The 14,376-nt window shown below is 51.9% G+C and carries 14 protein-coding genes; 11 read left to right on the top strand and 3 right to left on the bottom strand.

The features are described from left to right. Positions 1–39: 39 nt before the first annotated feature. Positions 40–372, top strand: a complete 333-nt coding sequence (locus tag AB4K05_RS05955) for a PsiF family protein (RefSeq protein WP_368479059.1) — start codon at positions 40–42, stop codon at positions 370–372. 55 nt (positions 373–427) lie between these two features. On the opposite strand, the gene proC is transcribed toward AB4K05_RS05955, so the two are convergent. Then, complete coding sequence (gene proC / locus AB4K05_RS05950; protein ID WP_368479175.1) at positions 428–1,237, bottom strand: pyrroline-5-carboxylate reductase; 810 nt, start codon at positions 1,235–1,237, stop codon at positions 428–430. Positions 1,238–1,371: 134 nt separating this feature from the next. Here proC and AB4K05_RS05945 point away from each other — a divergent pair, with 134 nt between their 5' ends. The 4 genes from AB4K05_RS05945 (at position 1,372) to ppnP (ending at position 3,940) form a co-directional block, all read left to right on the top strand. After that, the gene (locus AB4K05_RS05945; protein WP_368479058.1) at positions 1,372–1,827 is read left to right on the top strand and encodes a YaiI/YqxD family protein; all 456 of its coding nucleotides are present in this window, start codon (positions 1,372–1,374) and stop codon (positions 1,825–1,827) included. Positions 1,828–2,096: 269 nt separating this feature from the next. Next, positions 2,097–2,621 (top strand): shikimate kinase AroL, encoded by a 525-nt coding sequence (aroL, locus tag AB4K05_RS05940; protein WP_368479057.1) that lies wholly within the window; start codon positions 2,097–2,099, stop codon positions 2,619–2,621. 279 nt (positions 2,622–2,900) lie between these two features. After that, the gene (locus AB4K05_RS05935; protein WP_368479056.1) at positions 2,901–3,578 is read left to right on the top strand and encodes an AroM family protein; all 678 of its coding nucleotides are present in this window, start codon (positions 2,901–2,903) and stop codon (positions 3,576–3,578) included. 77 nt (positions 3,579–3,655) lie between these two features. Beyond that, positions 3,656–3,940 (top strand): pyrimidine/purine nucleoside phosphorylase, encoded by a 285-nt coding sequence (gene ppnP / locus AB4K05_RS05930; protein WP_368479055.1) that lies wholly within the window; start codon positions 3,656–3,658, stop codon positions 3,938–3,940. Positions 3,941–3,978: 38 nt separating this feature from the next. On the opposite strand, the gene rdgC is transcribed toward ppnP, so the two are convergent. Further along, complete coding sequence (gene rdgC, locus AB4K05_RS05925) at positions 3,979–4,890, bottom strand: recombination-associated protein RdgC (protein ID WP_234508824.1); 912 nt, start codon at positions 4,888–4,890, stop codon at positions 3,979–3,981. 87 nt (positions 4,891–4,977) lie between these two features. Between rdgC and mak the strand changes: the two genes are divergently transcribed. Continuing rightward, positions 4,978–5,880 (top strand): fructokinase, encoded by a 903-nt coding sequence (mak, locus tag AB4K05_RS05920; protein ID WP_368479054.1) that lies wholly within the window; start codon positions 4,978–4,980, stop codon positions 5,878–5,880. 40 nt (positions 5,881–5,920) lie between these two features. On the opposite strand, the gene AB4K05_RS05915 is transcribed toward mak, so the two are convergent. Next, entirely contained in the window at positions 5,921–6,253 is a 333-nt protein-coding gene (locus AB4K05_RS05915) for a tRNA-binding protein (RefSeq protein WP_368479053.1), read from the bottom strand. A 221-nt stretch (positions 6,254–6,474) separates the two neighbouring features. On the opposite strand from AB4K05_RS05915, the gene ebgR reads away from it, so the two are divergent. The 5 genes from ebgR to AB4K05_RS05890 all read left to right on the top strand — a co-directional run bounded on the left by ebgR (position 6,475) and on the right by AB4K05_RS05890 (position 14,356). Next, on the top strand, positions 6,475–7,458 hold the full coding sequence (gene ebgR, locus AB4K05_RS05910; RefSeq protein ID WP_368479052.1) for a transcriptional regulator EbgR: 984 nt from the start codon (positions 6,475–6,477) through the stop codon (positions 7,456–7,458). Between the two features lie 178 nt (positions 7,459–7,636). Continuing rightward, positions 7,637–10,729, top strand: coding sequence for a beta-galactosidase subunit alpha (gene ebgA / locus AB4K05_RS05905; RefSeq protein ID WP_368479051.1), 3,093 nt, complete (start codon positions 7,637–7,639; stop codon positions 10,727–10,729). Beyond that, positions 10,726–11,175, top strand: coding sequence for a beta-galactosidase subunit beta (locus AB4K05_RS05900; RefSeq protein ID WP_368479050.1), 450 nt, complete (start codon positions 10,726–10,728; stop codon positions 11,173–11,175). The genes ebgA and AB4K05_RS05900 overlap by 4 nt, the downstream gene beginning before the upstream one ends. Positions 11,176–11,267: 92 nt before the next feature. Next, positions 11,268–12,701 (top strand): amino acid permease, encoded by a 1,434-nt coding sequence (locus tag AB4K05_RS05895; RefSeq protein WP_368479049.1) that lies wholly within the window; start codon positions 11,268–11,270, stop codon positions 12,699–12,701. A gap of 221 nt (positions 12,702–12,922) precedes the next feature. Beyond that, complete coding sequence (locus tag AB4K05_RS05890) at positions 12,923–14,356, top strand: amino acid permease (protein ID WP_368479048.1); 1,434 nt, start codon at positions 12,923–12,925, stop codon at positions 14,354–14,356. Positions 14,357–14,376: the final 20 nt, after the last annotated feature.

The following is a 14,376-nucleotide window of genomic DNA, read 5'->3' as shown; positions in this document are numbered from 1 at the left end:
GACCAGACTTAGCGTGATCACTAACAAAAGGATGGTGTCATGAAAGCAACAATAATGGTGACTCTGCTGTGTAGTCTGTTTGCGGCAACAGCAGCTTCTGCAGCAACCACGACGGCCGCGGAGAAAACCCTCACTCCGCAACAACAGCGTATGAGCAGCTGTAATCAGCAGGCGACGGCAAAAACCCTGAAAGGGGATGAGCGCAAAACCTACATGAGTACCTGTCTGAAAGGCGCAGGTGCAGGGGCTGAAGGCAAAACGCTAACGCCTCAACAGCAGAAGATGAAGGACTGTAACGCACAGGCGGCGCAGAAGACCTTAAAGGGCGACGAGCGCAAAACCTTTATGAGTACCTGTTTGAAGAAAAGTTAACGTAACTTTTGTGGCAAGCGAGTCTGGCCCGACAACGATTGCCGGGCCATCACGTTTATGACTTACTCATTTTCTCTGATTTTTCCATGCATTTTGCCATCGCTTCGATGACGGCGGAACGGAAGCCTTTCTCTTCCAGAACCCGCACGGCTTCAATCGTGGTGCCGCCAGGCGAGCAGACCATATCTTTCAATTCCCCCGGATGTTTACCGGTTTCCAGCACCATTTTTGCTGAGCCCATGACCGCCTGTGCGGCAAATTTATAGGCCTGTGCGCGCGGCATTCCGCCCAGCACGGCGGCATCAGCCATGGCTTCGATAAACATGAAAACATAAGCCGGTGCAGAACCGCTGACGCCGACCACCGGATGGATCATCGGTTCGGCAATCTCTTCGGCGGCGCCAAAGCAGCGGAAAATATTCAACACATCGGCAATGTCTTCTGGTGTGACCAACGCGTTTGGCGTGACTGAGGTCATCCCCGCGTTGACCAGTGAAGGTGTGTTTGGCATGGCGCGTACAATTTTACGGTCGTGTCCCAGCGCGCGTGCCAGTTGCTCAAGGGTGACGCCAGCGGCAATGGAGACGACCAGTGAATCTTTATTGAGGCTGGAAGCGATTTCGCTCAGCACCTTCACCATAATGCCCGGCTTCACTGCGCCGAAGACGATATCGGAAATTTGGGCAACTTCCTGTGCGCTTTGCGAAGCGTTAATGCCAAACTCATCGCGCAATGCGGCGACTTTGTCCGGCGATGGGGTATAAACCCAAATCTGTCCTGGAAGTACCTGCCCGCTGGCAATCAGGCCGCCAAGGATGGCTTTTCCCATATTACCGCAGCCAATGAAGCCAATTTTCTTCTCCATCATGTTTCTCCCTCAGTCTGTTTTTTTTGTAGTGTACTGTTATAGGTTATTCCCGGCGATGGGTAACGTACTTTTACGACTTTATTACCTTACCGTATAATCGCCCGTTAATGTTGAGTAAGGCTGGAATCATTATGACCATATGGGTAGATGCAGACGCATGTCCTAACGTGATTAAAGAAGTGCTGTACCGCGCAGCAGAGCGCACGCAAATTGAGCTCGTGCTGGTGGCAAACCAGTATTTGCGCGTTCCGCCATCGCGCTTTATCCGCGCCACCATTGTGCCGCAGGGTTTTGACGTGGCAGATAATGAAATCGTCCGCCTTTGCCAGCCCGGCGATCTGGTGGTGACCGCGGATATTCCGCTGGCGGCAGAGGTACTGGAAAAGGGCGGTGCGGCGCTGAATCCCCGCGGTGAACGCTATAGCCATGCCACCATTCGCGAACGCTTAACTCTGCGTGACTTTATGGAAACCATGCGTTCCAGCGGTATTCAAACCGGTGGCCCGAGCGCGCTTTCTCAGCGCGATCGCCAGCAGTTTGCCGCTGAACTGGATAAATGGCTGCTGGCGGCAAAACGCGGCCGGTAGGATTTCTGTCATAAGAATGTGCTACCTTTGCCGCGTCATCCGGCTTGTCAAAACAAGCCACTTTCATGTACTGTTAGCGAAACATTACGTGGCATCTTTTTTTTACGCTCTAACATCCGATTTCATCTGCTTAAGATGGTAAATCACGGTTTAAAGTAACTCTCATTGTAATTATAAGTTTACACTTACTTGTGTACTAGTTTGGTGGTATTATTTACGCTTCATATGCACATCCCGCAAATTTGCGTCATCAAGGGGAATTCCAGGTTATGACACAGCCTATTTTTCTTATCGGAGCCAGGGGCTGCGGAAAAACAACAATAGGCCAAGCGCTGACCCATGCCTGCAATTTCCAGTTTGTTGATACCGACTTAGTTTTGCAGCAGCGTTCAGGTATGAGCGTGGCGGATATCGTTGCCGCAGAAGGCTGGCCGGGATTCCGTGCGCGTGAAACGCAGACCCTTATCTCGGTTACTCAGCCGGGTACAGTGGTGGCGACGGGTGGCGGGATTATCCTTGCTGCTGAAAACCGCGAGTTTATGCGCCAGCACGGCGTGGTGATTTATCTGAACGCGCCGGTGCCGGTTTTGGCGAGCCGTTTGGAAGCGTTTCCTGAAGCCGAACAGCGGCCAACGCTTACCGGCAAGCCTATCAGTGAAGAGGTTGCGGACGTACTGGCCCAGCGCGATGCGCTCTACCGCGAAACGGCGCACTACGTTGTTGATGCGTCCTCTTCGCCAGACCAGGTTGTGGCGCTGATCCTAGATGCCCTGCACTTGGTCGTGGCTAGCTAGTCAGTCTCACCTTTTTCGACACATCCCCCTCATCTTCTGTTTTCTACGGTCGATATAGCCATTTTTAATTTATGGTTATATCGGGCGCAAATCACATTTATCACTTATCATTAATGTTATAGAAAAGTTAAAATCAATCCAGATCAGGAGAGTACTGGAAATAACTGGAATCTTTACATTTCAGCATCGGGATCAACTGCTACGCTTCTGAGCGGTGTTTTTCATCCATCCAGGTGGCTATTGGTAAAGTGAGCAATTGTGAAGCAGAGGGCAGATAACATGAGTGCAACGATGGCGATTCTTACGATTGGGGTAGTGCCCATTAGTGAAGTGTTGCCGCTTTTGACCGAGCACATCAAGGAAGATCAAATCACCCATATTTCGCTACTGGGGAAGATGAGTCGCGCAGACGTTATGGAAGAGTATGGGCCTGAGGTCGGTGAAGAGCGCCTGCTAGTTTTATTAAACGACAATCAATTTGTCGAAATTTCTCGCCGCAAAGTCGAGCACAGTCTGCAGGCGGTGATTGAAGTACTGGATAATCAATCCTACGACGTCATTCTGTTACTGAACACATTTAAATTGCGCAGTATGACGGCGCGCAACGCGATACTGTTAGAGCCACAGCGCATTATTCCACCATTGCTCGCTTCTATCGTTGAGGGCCACCAGGTCGGCGTGCTGGTCCCGCTGGAAGCGATTCTCGATGCCCAGCAGGAAAAATGGCAGATGCTGCCGACCCTACCGTATTACGCGCTGGCTAATCCCGTCCGCGACAGTGACCAGCATCTGATTTCCGCAGGCAGTTCGCTGCTGGAAAGAGGCGCAGATGTGCTCGTTCTTGACTCGCTGAGCTACCACCAGCGTCATCGTGACCTGCTACAAAAGGCGCTAGATGTCCCGGTTCTTTTGTCGAACGTGTTGGTCGCCCAGTTGGCGGCAGAATTATTATGTTAAGCGTATGAATTTGCGTGACAGGCTTCTGTTCGCAACCCTATATTGTTTTTTTACGTTAAGACAATAAGGGCCTGTTTATGCTTCAAAGCAACGAGTACTTCGAAGGGAAAGTAAAATCCATTGGCTTTACCAGCAGCAGCACGGGTCGTGCTAGCGTGGGGGTGATGTTGGAAGGTGAATATACCTTTGGCACCGCACAGCCGGAAGAAATGACCATAATTAGCGGTGCACTAAACGTTCTGTTACCGGGCGCTCTCGAATGGAAAGTCTATAACGCAGGGGAAGTCTTCAACGTCCCAGGCCACAGCGAATTTAATCTTGAAGTTGCAGAGCCAACGTCGTATCTGTGCCGCTATCTGTAATTTTAACCCTTCCTGCTAAGGCAGGAAGGGTACTAGGCTTAGCGCTGAGCTTCGCCGCCTAACCCTTCGACCAGACTCTTAATCAACGCCGCCAGTTCGCCGGTCATCAAAATAAAGTCCGCGTCAAAACGCTGAGCATAATCGTCACGATCGATATCTTCGTTCTGATCGCGCAGTTCATCGCAGAACTTCAGGCGCTTGATGGAACCGTCATCGCACATTACGAACTGAATTCGCTGCTGCCAGTCGAGCGCTAGCTTGGTCACCAGCTTACCGGCTTCGATATGCACGGCAATCTCGTCGCACACCAGATCTTGTTTCTTGGCACGGATAACCCCGCCATCTTCGAGAATCGCCTTAAGCTCTGCTTCGTCGAGAAGCTGGAAGCTTTGCGCGGCCGTACCGGAACGCACCCACTCAGTGAGCGTCAGCTCGATCGGATTTTCCAACGTCAGCGGCACCACCGGCAAAGACCCGAGGCTTTTACGCAGCAGCGCCAGCGTATCTTCCGCTTTTTTGGCGCTAGCGCAGTCAACCATGATGAGTTCGTTGACGGTATCAATCCACATCATCGTCTGGCTGAAACGGCTGAATGCACGTGGCAGCAGGGAGTGCAGCACTTCATCCTTCAGGGAGTCTTTCTCTGTTTTCTTCAGCTTACGACCCTGATCGGCTTCCAGTTTTTGGATCTTCGCTTCCAGCGCCTGTTTAATCACCGGAGAGGGCAGGATCTTCTCTTCTTTACGCGCACAGATAATGATCTGTCCGTTGACGGAGTGCGTCAGCGCGTCGCTGTGTGAGCCCATCGGCGGTACCCAGCCGGTTTTTGCCATATCCTGACTGCCGCATGGGGTGAAGGTCATCTCAGCGAGCTGCTTTTCCATCTCTTCCGCGCGCAAAGAGATGTCGCGGCTAAGACGATAAACCATTAAATTTTTGAACCACAGCATGATAATTTCCACGGTGTTATCGTTATATCAGCGGGCAATGATAACGAATTGTCTACGGGCTTGCATTGTTTTAAACAGGAGCAATGAATGCGAATTGGGATCGATTTAGGTGGCACGAAAACGGAAGTTATTGCGTTAAGCGACCAGGGCGAACAGCTGTATCGTCATCGCCTACCAACGCCGCGCGACTACCAACAAACCATTGAGAATATTGCGCATCTTGTGGCTTTAGCAGAAGAAGCTACTGGGCAAATTGGCACGGTTGGTATGGGGATCCCCGGCTCGATTTCACCCTATACCGGGGTGGTTAAAAACGCCAATTCCACTTGGCTTAACGGCCAACCGTTCGATAAAGATCTGAGTCGACGCCTGAATCGAGAAGTTCGTCTGGCGAACGACGCGAACTGTCTGGCGGTCTCGGAAGCGATAGACGGCGCGGCGGCAGGGGCACAAACGGTGTTTGCGGTGATTATCGGTACCGGCTGCGGTTCGGGTATCGCGATTAACGGGCGCGCGCATATTGGCGGCAACGGTACGGCGGGCGAGTGGGGGCATAATCCGCTGCCGTGGATGAATGATGACGAACTGCGCTACCGGGCTGAAGTGCCGTGTTACTGCGGTAAACAAGGCTGCATTGAGACCTTTATCTCCGGTACTGGTTTTGCCACGGATTATCATCGACTCAGCGGTAACCCGCTGAAAGGCAGTGACATTATGCAACGGGTTGCCGAAGGCGATGTGCTGGCGGAGCAGGCGCTGGAGCGTTATGAGCAGCGGCTAGCGAAATCGCTGGCGCACGTTGTGAACATTCTGGACCCTGATGTCATCGTGATGGGCGGCGGAATGAGCAACGTTGAGCGTCTCTACCAGACGGTTCCTGCGCTGATAAAGCCTTGGGTGTTCGGCGGTGAGTGCGAGACGCCGATTCGTAAAGCGCTGCATGGCGACTCCAGCGGCGTACGCGGAGCTGCGTGGTTGTGGCCGCTTTAAATCTCTAGCGTCTCCCCCGCGAACCTGCGGGGGAATGCCGTTAAACCACTCGTACGCCTGCCGGCATCAAGCGTTCTGGGGTCAGCAGCACGCTTTCGCTGGCATCTTCGGTTTCCGCGCACAACAGCATACATTCCGATGTTTCACCACGCATTTTGGCCTTCGCCAAATTGCACAGTACGACCACCGTTTTCCCCAGAAGCTCATCTTCGCGATAATAGGGCACGAGGCTGGTGACCGTTTGCAACGTACGCTCACCCACGTCGACCTGCACAATGTACAGTTTATCGGCGTTTTCATGCCGCTTTACGCAAATGATCTTCCCTGTGCGCATTTCAAGCTTGGCGAAATCGCCATAGGCCACGGTATCCATTTTCTCACCCTCAAGTAAAAGTTTAGTAAAATATAGCGATATTTTATCAAAGAGCACGATAGCATTGATGAAATTGCTATCCCCATCACTGTTTTAGGCTTCGGCAAACGCGCGTGAAGGGGAGGGAGAGATCGCGAATATTTACTTAAAACAGATGCATGTCCCTTCGCTTGCTTTACAATGTCAGAGCAAACATAGGGCAGCGTCCGATAAGGGAAAAGATGGCTACATTAAAAGACATTGCGGTTGAGGCGGGCGTTTCGCTGGCGACGGTTTCACGCGTACTTAACGACGATCCCACCTTAAATGTGAAAGAAGAGACCAAGCGTCGAATTCTCGAAATTGCCGAAAAGCTGGAATATAAAAGCAGCAGCTCGCGCAAAGCGCTGGTCCATAACGTGGCGCAGCACCATATCTTGGCCCTTTACAGCTACCAGCAGGATCTGGAAATCAACGATCCTTACTACCTCGCCATCCGTCACGGTATTGAAATGCAGTGCGAGAAGCTGGGCGTCGAATTAACCAACTGCTACCTCAGCCACGCGCTGCCCGATGTGAAAAAAATCACTGGGGCGCTGATTATTGGGCAACCGTCTAGCGAGACGCGTGAAGCGGTCAGTGCCTTGACCGACAATATCTGTTTCATTGATTTCCATGAACCGGGTAGCCAGTACGACGCCGTTGATATCGATCTGGTGCGCATTGCCAAAGAGGTTATTGACTTCTTTATCGACCAAGGCGTTTCCCGTATTGGCTTTATAGGCGGCGAAGACCGGCCTGGTAAAGCGGATATCCGCGAAGTGGCTTTCGTTGAATATGGCCGCCTGAAAGGCGTGGTGTCTGGCGACGATATCTGGCGTGGCGGCTTCTCAAGCTCGTCTGGCTACGAACTGGCGAAGACGATGCTGGCGAAAGCGGACCATCCTTCTGCGCTCTTTGTGGCCTCTGACTCCATTGCTATCGGCGTGCTGCGTGCTATCCACGAACGTGGGTTGTCGATTCCGGGGGATATCTCGCTTATCAGCGTCAATGATATCCCGACCGCGCGATTTACCTTCCCGCCGCTTTCCACCGTCCGTATTCATTCGGAAATGATGGGCAGCCAAGGCGTTAACCTGTTGTTGGAAAAGGCCCGCGACGGTCGCGCGCTGCCGCTAAACGTCTTTGTCCCAAGCGTCCTCAAGCTGCGCGGCACCACCCGCTAGTCTCCTTCTTTTGCCGGATGCCCGAAAGGGCATCCGGCAAAAGAACCTCACCGTTCGCCATTTTCCCCTTACGCGCTCATTTTGTGATCGAGTTAAAGTAAATCACCCCTGCTCGTTTATTTTAGTAAAAGTTTTACTAAAATAAAATGCATTAACTTAGACCGTTCAGGGAGGCGATATGAATCGCTGGGAAAATCTTCAACTCACGCACGAAAACAGATTGCCGCCGAGAGCCTATTTTTTCTCTTATGACTCACAGGCGCAGGCTCGTTCGTTTGTTCGCGAAAACAGTAGCCGCTTTATGTCCCTCAGCGGGCAGTGGAATTTTCACTATTTCTCCAATCCGCTATTAGTACCAGAGTCCTTCACCTCTGAGTTTATCGACGGCTGGGGCTCCATCACCGTTCCCGCCATGTGGCAGATGGAAGGCCACGGTCAGTTGCAGTACACCGATGAAGGTTTCCCATTCCCGATTGATGTCCCTTTTGTCCCAACCGATAACCCAACCGGTGCATACCAGCGCTGCTTTACCCTCGGCGAAGGCTGGCAGGGCAAACAGACCTTGATCAAATTTGATGGCGTCGAAACCTACTTCGAGGTCTACGTTAACGGTCAGTACATTGGTTTTAGTAAAGGTAGCCGCTTGGCGGCTGAGTTTGATATCAGTGCCGCGGTGAAAACCGGTGAGAACCTGCTGTCGGTTCGCGTGATGCAGTGGGCTGACTCTACCTACATTGAAGATCAGGACATGTGGTGGACGGCGGGCATTTTCCGCGATGTGTATCTGGCGGGCAAAAATCTGCTGCATGTGCAGGACTTCACGCTGCGTACCGACTTCAACGATGACTATCGTGATGCGACGCTATCTTGCCAGGTTGAACTGGAAAACCTAGCAGCACAGGCGGCAGGCGGCACGCTGGAATACACTTTGTTTGATGGTGAAACCGTATTGCACCAGGGCAAGAGTGCGCACCTAACGGTTGGCACACGGCTGACGACCGACTTCGCCATCGACGTTAAAGCGCCTCAGCAGTGGTCGGCGGAAAATCCCTATCTGTATCATCTGCTGCTGACGTTGAAAAACGCCAACGGTGAAGTGGTCGAAATCATCCCGCATCGCGTGGGTTTCCGCGATATCAAAGTGCGCGACGGGCTGTTTTATATCAATAACCACTACGTCATGCTGCACGGCGTTAACCGCCACGACAACGATCATCTAAAAGGTCGTGCCGTTGGTATGGATCGGGTGGAAAAAGATCTGCAGTTGATGAAGCAGTACAACATCAACTCTGTGCGTACCGCCCACTATCCGAACGATCCGCGTTTTTATGAGCTGTGCGATATCTACGGTCTGTTTGTGATGGCTGAAACTGACGTGGAATCCCACGGTTTTGCCAACGTTGGCAACCTGAGCCGTATCACTGACGATCCGCTGTGGGAACATATTTACGTTGAGCGCATTGTGCGCCACGTTCACGCACAGAAAAACCATCCGTCGATTGTTATCTGGTCGCTGGGCAACGAGTCCGGCTACGGCTGCAATATTCGCGCGATGTACCACGCGACCAAGGCGCTGGACGATACCCGCCTCGTTCACTACGAAGAAGACCGCGACGCCGAGGTCGTGGATATTATTTCCACCATGTACACCCGTGTGCCGCTGATGAATGAGTTTGGCGAGTATCCTCATGCCAAGCCGCGCATCATCTGTGAGTATGCCCACGCGATGGGCAATGGTCCGGGCGGTTTGACCGAATACCAAAACGTTTTTTATCAGCATGACAGCATTCAGGGTCACTACGTCTGGGAATGGTGCGACCATGGTATTCAGGCCACCGATGAAAACGGCACGGTGTATTACAAATACGGCGGCGACTACGGCGACTATCCGAATAACTACAACTTCTGCCTCGATGGGCTGATCTTCTCCGATCAAACGCCGGGACCGGGCCTGCATGAGTACAAGCAGGTGATAGCACCAGTGAAAGTGCAGGCGCGAGATCTGACTCGCGGCCTGCTGCGCGTTGACAACAAACTGTGGTTCTCCAATCTCGACGACTATACCTTGTGCGTGGAAGTGCGCGCCGAAGGGGAGACACTCTCCACTCAGCGGCTGAAGGTTGAAGGGCTGGCCGCTAACAGCGGTCGTGACGTGGAGATTTCGCTGCCACAACTCGATGAGCGCGAAGCCTTCGTCAACATCACCATCACCAAAGATTCTCGCACGCTGTACAGCGAAGCCAACCACGCTATCGCGCTGTATCAGTTGCCGCTTAAAGGCAATACCGCCATTAAAACGCCGCGTCTGAACGACTGCGCAACGCCGCTCGATATTACCGATGAACGGCTGAGCTATACCGTCTGCGGGCATAATTTCCACGCGGTGTTCTCGAAGCTGAGCGGCAAGCTGACCGAATGGCAGGTCAACGGGGTGGAACAAGTAACCCGCGAACCGCGGATTAATTTCTTCAAGCCGATGATTGATAACCATAAACAGGAGTTTGAAGGGCTGTGGCAACCGGCGCATTTGCCAATCATGCAGGAACATCTGCGCGAATTTAGCGCGGAAATGCACGGCGATACCGTGGTTGTCACCACCCGAACCATTATTGCGCCGCCGGTATTCGATTTTGGCATGCGCTGCACCTATCGCTGGCAGGTGACCCCGCAGGGCCACATTAACGTTGAGCTACAGGGCGAACGATACGGCGACTATCCGCATATCGTGCCGTGTATTGGCTTTATGCTTGGTATCAACGGCCAGTTTGAGCAGGTGGACTACTACGGACGTGGGCCTGGCGAAAACTACGCCGATAGCCAGCAGAGCAACATCATCGACCAGTGGCACACCACCGTGGACGACATGTTTGTGAACTATCCGTTCCCGCAAAACAACGGCAACCGTCAACATGTGCGCTGGGCTTCGTTCACCGACCGCCACGGCAGCGGGCTGCTGGTGGTGCCGCATCAACCGCTTAACGTCAGCGCCTGGCACTACACGGCGGAAAATCTTCATGCCGCGCAGCACTGCCATGAGCTACAACGCAGCGAAGATATCACGCTGAATATCGACGCCCAATTGCTGGGTCTGGGCTCCAACTCATGGGGCAGCGAAGTGCTGGATAGCTGGCGCGTATGGCTCAATGCCTTCAACTACGGATTTACGCTTACGCCGTTGGACGGCGGGCGCAGCGCCTCGCAGACGCTGGCGAACCATGAATATGGCGCTGATTTCTTTTCTCCCGTTTCACACAGCGAGGCTGAACAATGAGAGTTCTCGAGAATTTAGAACAGTTTAAGCAGATTTATCACAGCGGGCGGAAATGGCAGCGCTGCGTGGAAGCTATCGACAATATCGACAACATCCTTCCGGGCGTCGCGCACTCGATTGGTGATTCGCTCTCTTATCGGCTGGCGACAGAGAGTTCAACCGATGCGCTGTTTGTCGGCAACCGCCGCTATTTTGAGGTGCATTACTACCTGCAAGGGCAGCAAAAGATTGAGTTTGCGCCAAAAGAGCAGCTGCAAACCGTGGCCTGCTATCGCGATGAAACGGACCGCGAATATCTCAAGGGAATAGGGGAAACCGTGGATGTCCACGAAGGGCAAATGGTGATTTGTGATACCGACGAAGCCTACCGTTTTATCTGCGATGAACGGGTAAAAAAAGTGGTGCTCAGAGTCACGATTGAGGATGGATATTTCCTCAATAAGTAATCACCAGCGGCATTTGCACCAGGCCCAGCGGCGTTGTCCGCTGGGCTAAACCTGTATCTACCCCTACCGGGGATGTGATTTTCGGAGGACGTATGTCCGATTCTATTCGTGCCAAAATTGGTAAGTTTGCCCTGCTGTCGATGGCGTTTACCGCCGTGTTTAACGTGCGAAATATTGTTAATAACAACATTGAGCTGGGCCTGAGTTCGGCACCCATCTTCTTGTTCGCGACGGTGGTTTACTTTATCCCGTTCGTTTTTATCATCGCGGAATTCGTCTCGGCGAATAAACATTCTGAGTCCGGCATGTATGCTTGGCTTAAGCAGCCTTTGGGAACCCGTGCGGCGTACCTGGGTTCGTTTTTATACTGGTTTGTGAACCTGTTCTTCTTCCTGTCACTGCTGCCAAACGTGGTGGCCTACGCTTCCTACGCCATCATGGGCTACGCGATCCCGTTCTCACCGATGGTGACGTCGATGATTTCTATCGTGCTGTTTGCGATGGCGACGCATATCTCCACCAAAGGCGCGACCTGGCTGGGGAAAATTTCAGAGTGCGTGGCCTATGGTGTTTTTGCGCTGTTTGCTATCTACGTGGTGGGGGCGCTGACTGCACTGGGCTCCGGGCACGTGCCGGCACAGCCGATAACGCTTTCGGCCATGGCACCGACCATCAACTGGGCAACGCTGGGGATTATGTGCTGGATCTTCCAGGCCGCGGGTGGTGCGGAAACGGTAGCGGCTTATCTCAATGATACAAAAGGCGGCCAAAAATCGTTTATTAAGGTCATCATCACCGCCGGTGTGCTGATTGGTGGGATGTACGCGCTCGGCTCGCTGCTGGTTAACGTTTTTGTTGCCCGTGAAAATCTCACCTACGCGGCAGGGATGGTGGAAATCTTTACCGGTCTTGGCGCGTATTTCCATATCTCTGAGGCCCTGATGGGGCGCTTCGTCGGCATTATTCTGTTTATCGCCATCTTCGGCAGCATGATGATGTGGACGGCGGCACCGGTCAAAATTCACTTCTCGGAAATTCCAGAAGGGATTTATGGCAAGAAAACGACCGAACTGAACGCCCACGGCGTGCCGGTTCGCGCGGCGTGGTGGCAGTTCGTCTTCGTCTTACTGATGCTTATCGTCAACGGATTTGGCTCAGCCAGCGTGCAGCAGATGATGAACACCGCCATCAACCTGACGGCGGGCACGGCGATGCTGCCGCCGCTGTTTATTATGGCCGCTTACTTTGTCTTCCGCTGGAAGCATGACGATACCCCGCGTGAATTCCGCATGGGCTCGCGAAAAGTGGGCATGAGCGTGGTGTCTATGCTGATTGTCATTTTCATGGTCAGCATGACGGCGTCAGCATTCCCGGCGGGAGTTGATTTGGTCAATGCCTTCTTTGTTAACGTCTTTATGACGGCCGTATTCTCTGGGCTTGCCTGGTGGTGGATCAGCCGCTTTGAGAAAAAGCAGCAAAAGCGTCGCCAACTGCCCGTGGACAGCGAGCCTAAAACCGTGAAGTAACCCTGAAAACCCGCAGGCATGATCCAGTCTGCGGGTTTTTTACACGTTGTCGATGACGTAGTTCTCAACCATTTTCGTGATCAAGTTAAAGCTAATCGATCTTCTTGCTTTGTTTTACTAAAAATTTTACTAAAATAAATACTGATAATTAACGACCTCTATCCTACAAACAACGCAGCCCTTTTTATCGTCAACGGAGGGACGCTGCGTGGAGATGTGTTATGTCTGATACTAAACGTAATACCATCGGTAAATTTGGCCTGCTGTCGCTGACGTTTGCCGCCGTTTACAGTTTTAATAATGTTATCAATAACAATATCGAACTTGGTTTGGCTTCGGCGCCCATGTTTTTTCTGGCCACGCTGCTGTATTTCATTCCTTTCTGCCTGATTATCGCTGAATTTGTTTCACTGAATAAAAACTCTGAGGCCGGGGTATACGCCTGGGTGAAAAGCTCGTTAGGTGGACGCTGGGCGTTCATTACTGCTTATACATATTGGTTCGTTAATCTTTTCTTTTTTACCTCTTTGCTGCCGCGCGTGATTGCCTATGCTTCGTACGCGTTCCTCGGCTATGAGTATATTCTGACACCGGTCGCCACCACGGTATTAAGCATGGCGCTTTTTGCTCTCTCAACGTGGGTATCAACCAATGGCGCAAAAATGCTGGGGCCAATCACCTCCGTGACCTCATCATTAATGCTGCTGCTGACGCTTTCGTATATTTTACTGTCGGGAAGTGCGCTGGTGGGCGGTATTCAACCGGCCGATCCAATTAGCGTTGATGCTATGATCCCAAACTTTAACTGGGCGTTCCTCGGTATTACTACGTGGATCTTTATGGCGGCAGGTGGCGCGGAGTCGGTGGCGGTGTACGTGAATGACGTCAAAGGCGGCTCTAAATCGTTTGTGAAGGTGATAATCCTAGCCGGTATTTTTATCGGCGTGTTGTACTCCATATCTTCGGTATTAATTAACGTCTTTGTCAGCAGCAAAGAGCTGAAATTTACCGGCGGTTCGGTGCAGGTGTTCCACGGCATGGCGGTCTACTTTGGCCTGCCGGAAATCCTGATTAACCGCTTTGTAGGCCTGGTCTCCTTTACCGCCATGTTCGGTTCTCTGCTTATGTGGACGGCGACGCCGGTTAAAATCTTTTTCTCGGAAATCCCGAGCGGAATTTTTGGTAAAAAGACCGTTGAACTGAACAAAAATGGCGTTCCCGCCCGTGCAGCGTGGATCCAATTCCTGATCGTGATCCCGTTGATGATTATTCCGATGCTGGGTTCTAGCACCGTTCAAGATTTAATGAATACCATTATTAATATGACTGCCGCAGCATCCATGCTGCCACCGCTGTTTATCATGCTGGCGTATCTGAATTTGCGCCGTAAATATGATCATTTGCCGCGAGATTTTAAAATGGGGTCGCAGCGAACGGGCATGGCGATTGTATCGATGTTGATTGTCATATTTACGATTGGATTTATTGCTTCAACTTTCCCAACCGGCGGTAATATTCTGACGATTATTTTTTATAACGTTGGTGGGATTGTTATATTACTTGGTTTTGCCTGGTGGAAATACAGCAAATATCTAAAAGGATTGACAGCGGAAGAAAAAATTATAGAAGCAACGCCGGTGGCTCATTCTTCATAAAACATTAATTAATCATTATC

The sequence above is a fragment of the Kluyvera sp. STS39-E genome (assembly GCF_040932435.1).
In the GTDB taxonomy this organism is placed as follows: domain Bacteria; phylum Pseudomonadota; class Gammaproteobacteria; order Enterobacterales; family Enterobacteriaceae; genus Kluyvera.
The sequence above is the reverse complement of the archived record's forward strand: the minus strand, read 5'-3'. Positions and strand labels throughout refer to the sequence as shown.

Bases quoted from the DNA above. Each gene is read 5' to 3' on its own strand.
- AB4K05_RS05955 (WP_368479059.1), top strand. From the start codon at position 40: ATGAAAGCAACAATAATGGTGACTCTGCTGTGTAGTCTGTTTGCGGCA.
- proC (WP_368479175.1), bottom strand. From the start codon at position 1,237: ATGGAGAAGAAAATTGGCTTCATTGGCTGCGGTAATATGGGAAAAGCC.
- AB4K05_RS05945 (WP_368479058.1), top strand. From the start codon at position 1,372: ATGACCATATGGGTAGATGCAGACGCATGTCCTAACGTGATTAAAGAA.
- aroL (WP_368479057.1), top strand. From the start codon at position 2,097: ATGACACAGCCTATTTTTCTTATCGGAGCCAGGGGCTGCGGAAAAACA.
- AB4K05_RS05935 (WP_368479056.1), top strand. From the start codon at position 2,901: ATGAGTGCAACGATGGCGATTCTTACGATTGGGGTAGTGCCCATTAGT.
- ppnP (WP_368479055.1), top strand. From the start codon at position 3,656: ATGCTTCAAAGCAACGAGTACTTCGAAGGGAAAGTAAAATCCATTGGC.
- rdgC (WP_234508824.1), bottom strand. From the start codon at position 4,890: ATGCTGTGGTTCAAAAATTTAATGGTTTATCGTCTTAGCCGCGACATC.
- mak (WP_368479054.1), top strand. From the start codon at position 4,978: ATGCGAATTGGGATCGATTTAGGTGGCACGAAAACGGAAGTTATTGCG.
- AB4K05_RS05915 (WP_368479053.1), bottom strand. From the start codon at position 6,253: ATGGATACCGTGGCCTATGGCGATTTCGCCAAGCTTGAAATGCGCACA.
- ebgR (WP_368479052.1), top strand. From the start codon at position 6,475: ATGGCTACATTAAAAGACATTGCGGTTGAGGCGGGCGTTTCGCTGGCG.
- ebgA (WP_368479051.1), top strand. From the start codon at position 7,637: ATGAATCGCTGGGAAAATCTTCAACTCACGCACGAAAACAGATTGCCG.
- AB4K05_RS05900 (WP_368479050.1), top strand. From the start codon at position 10,726: ATGAGAGTTCTCGAGAATTTAGAACAGTTTAAGCAGATTTATCACAGC.
- AB4K05_RS05895 (WP_368479049.1), top strand. From the start codon at position 11,268: ATGTCCGATTCTATTCGTGCCAAAATTGGTAAGTTTGCCCTGCTGTCG.
- AB4K05_RS05890 (WP_368479048.1), top strand. From the start codon at position 12,923: ATGTCTGATACTAAACGTAATACCATCGGTAAATTTGGCCTGCTGTCG.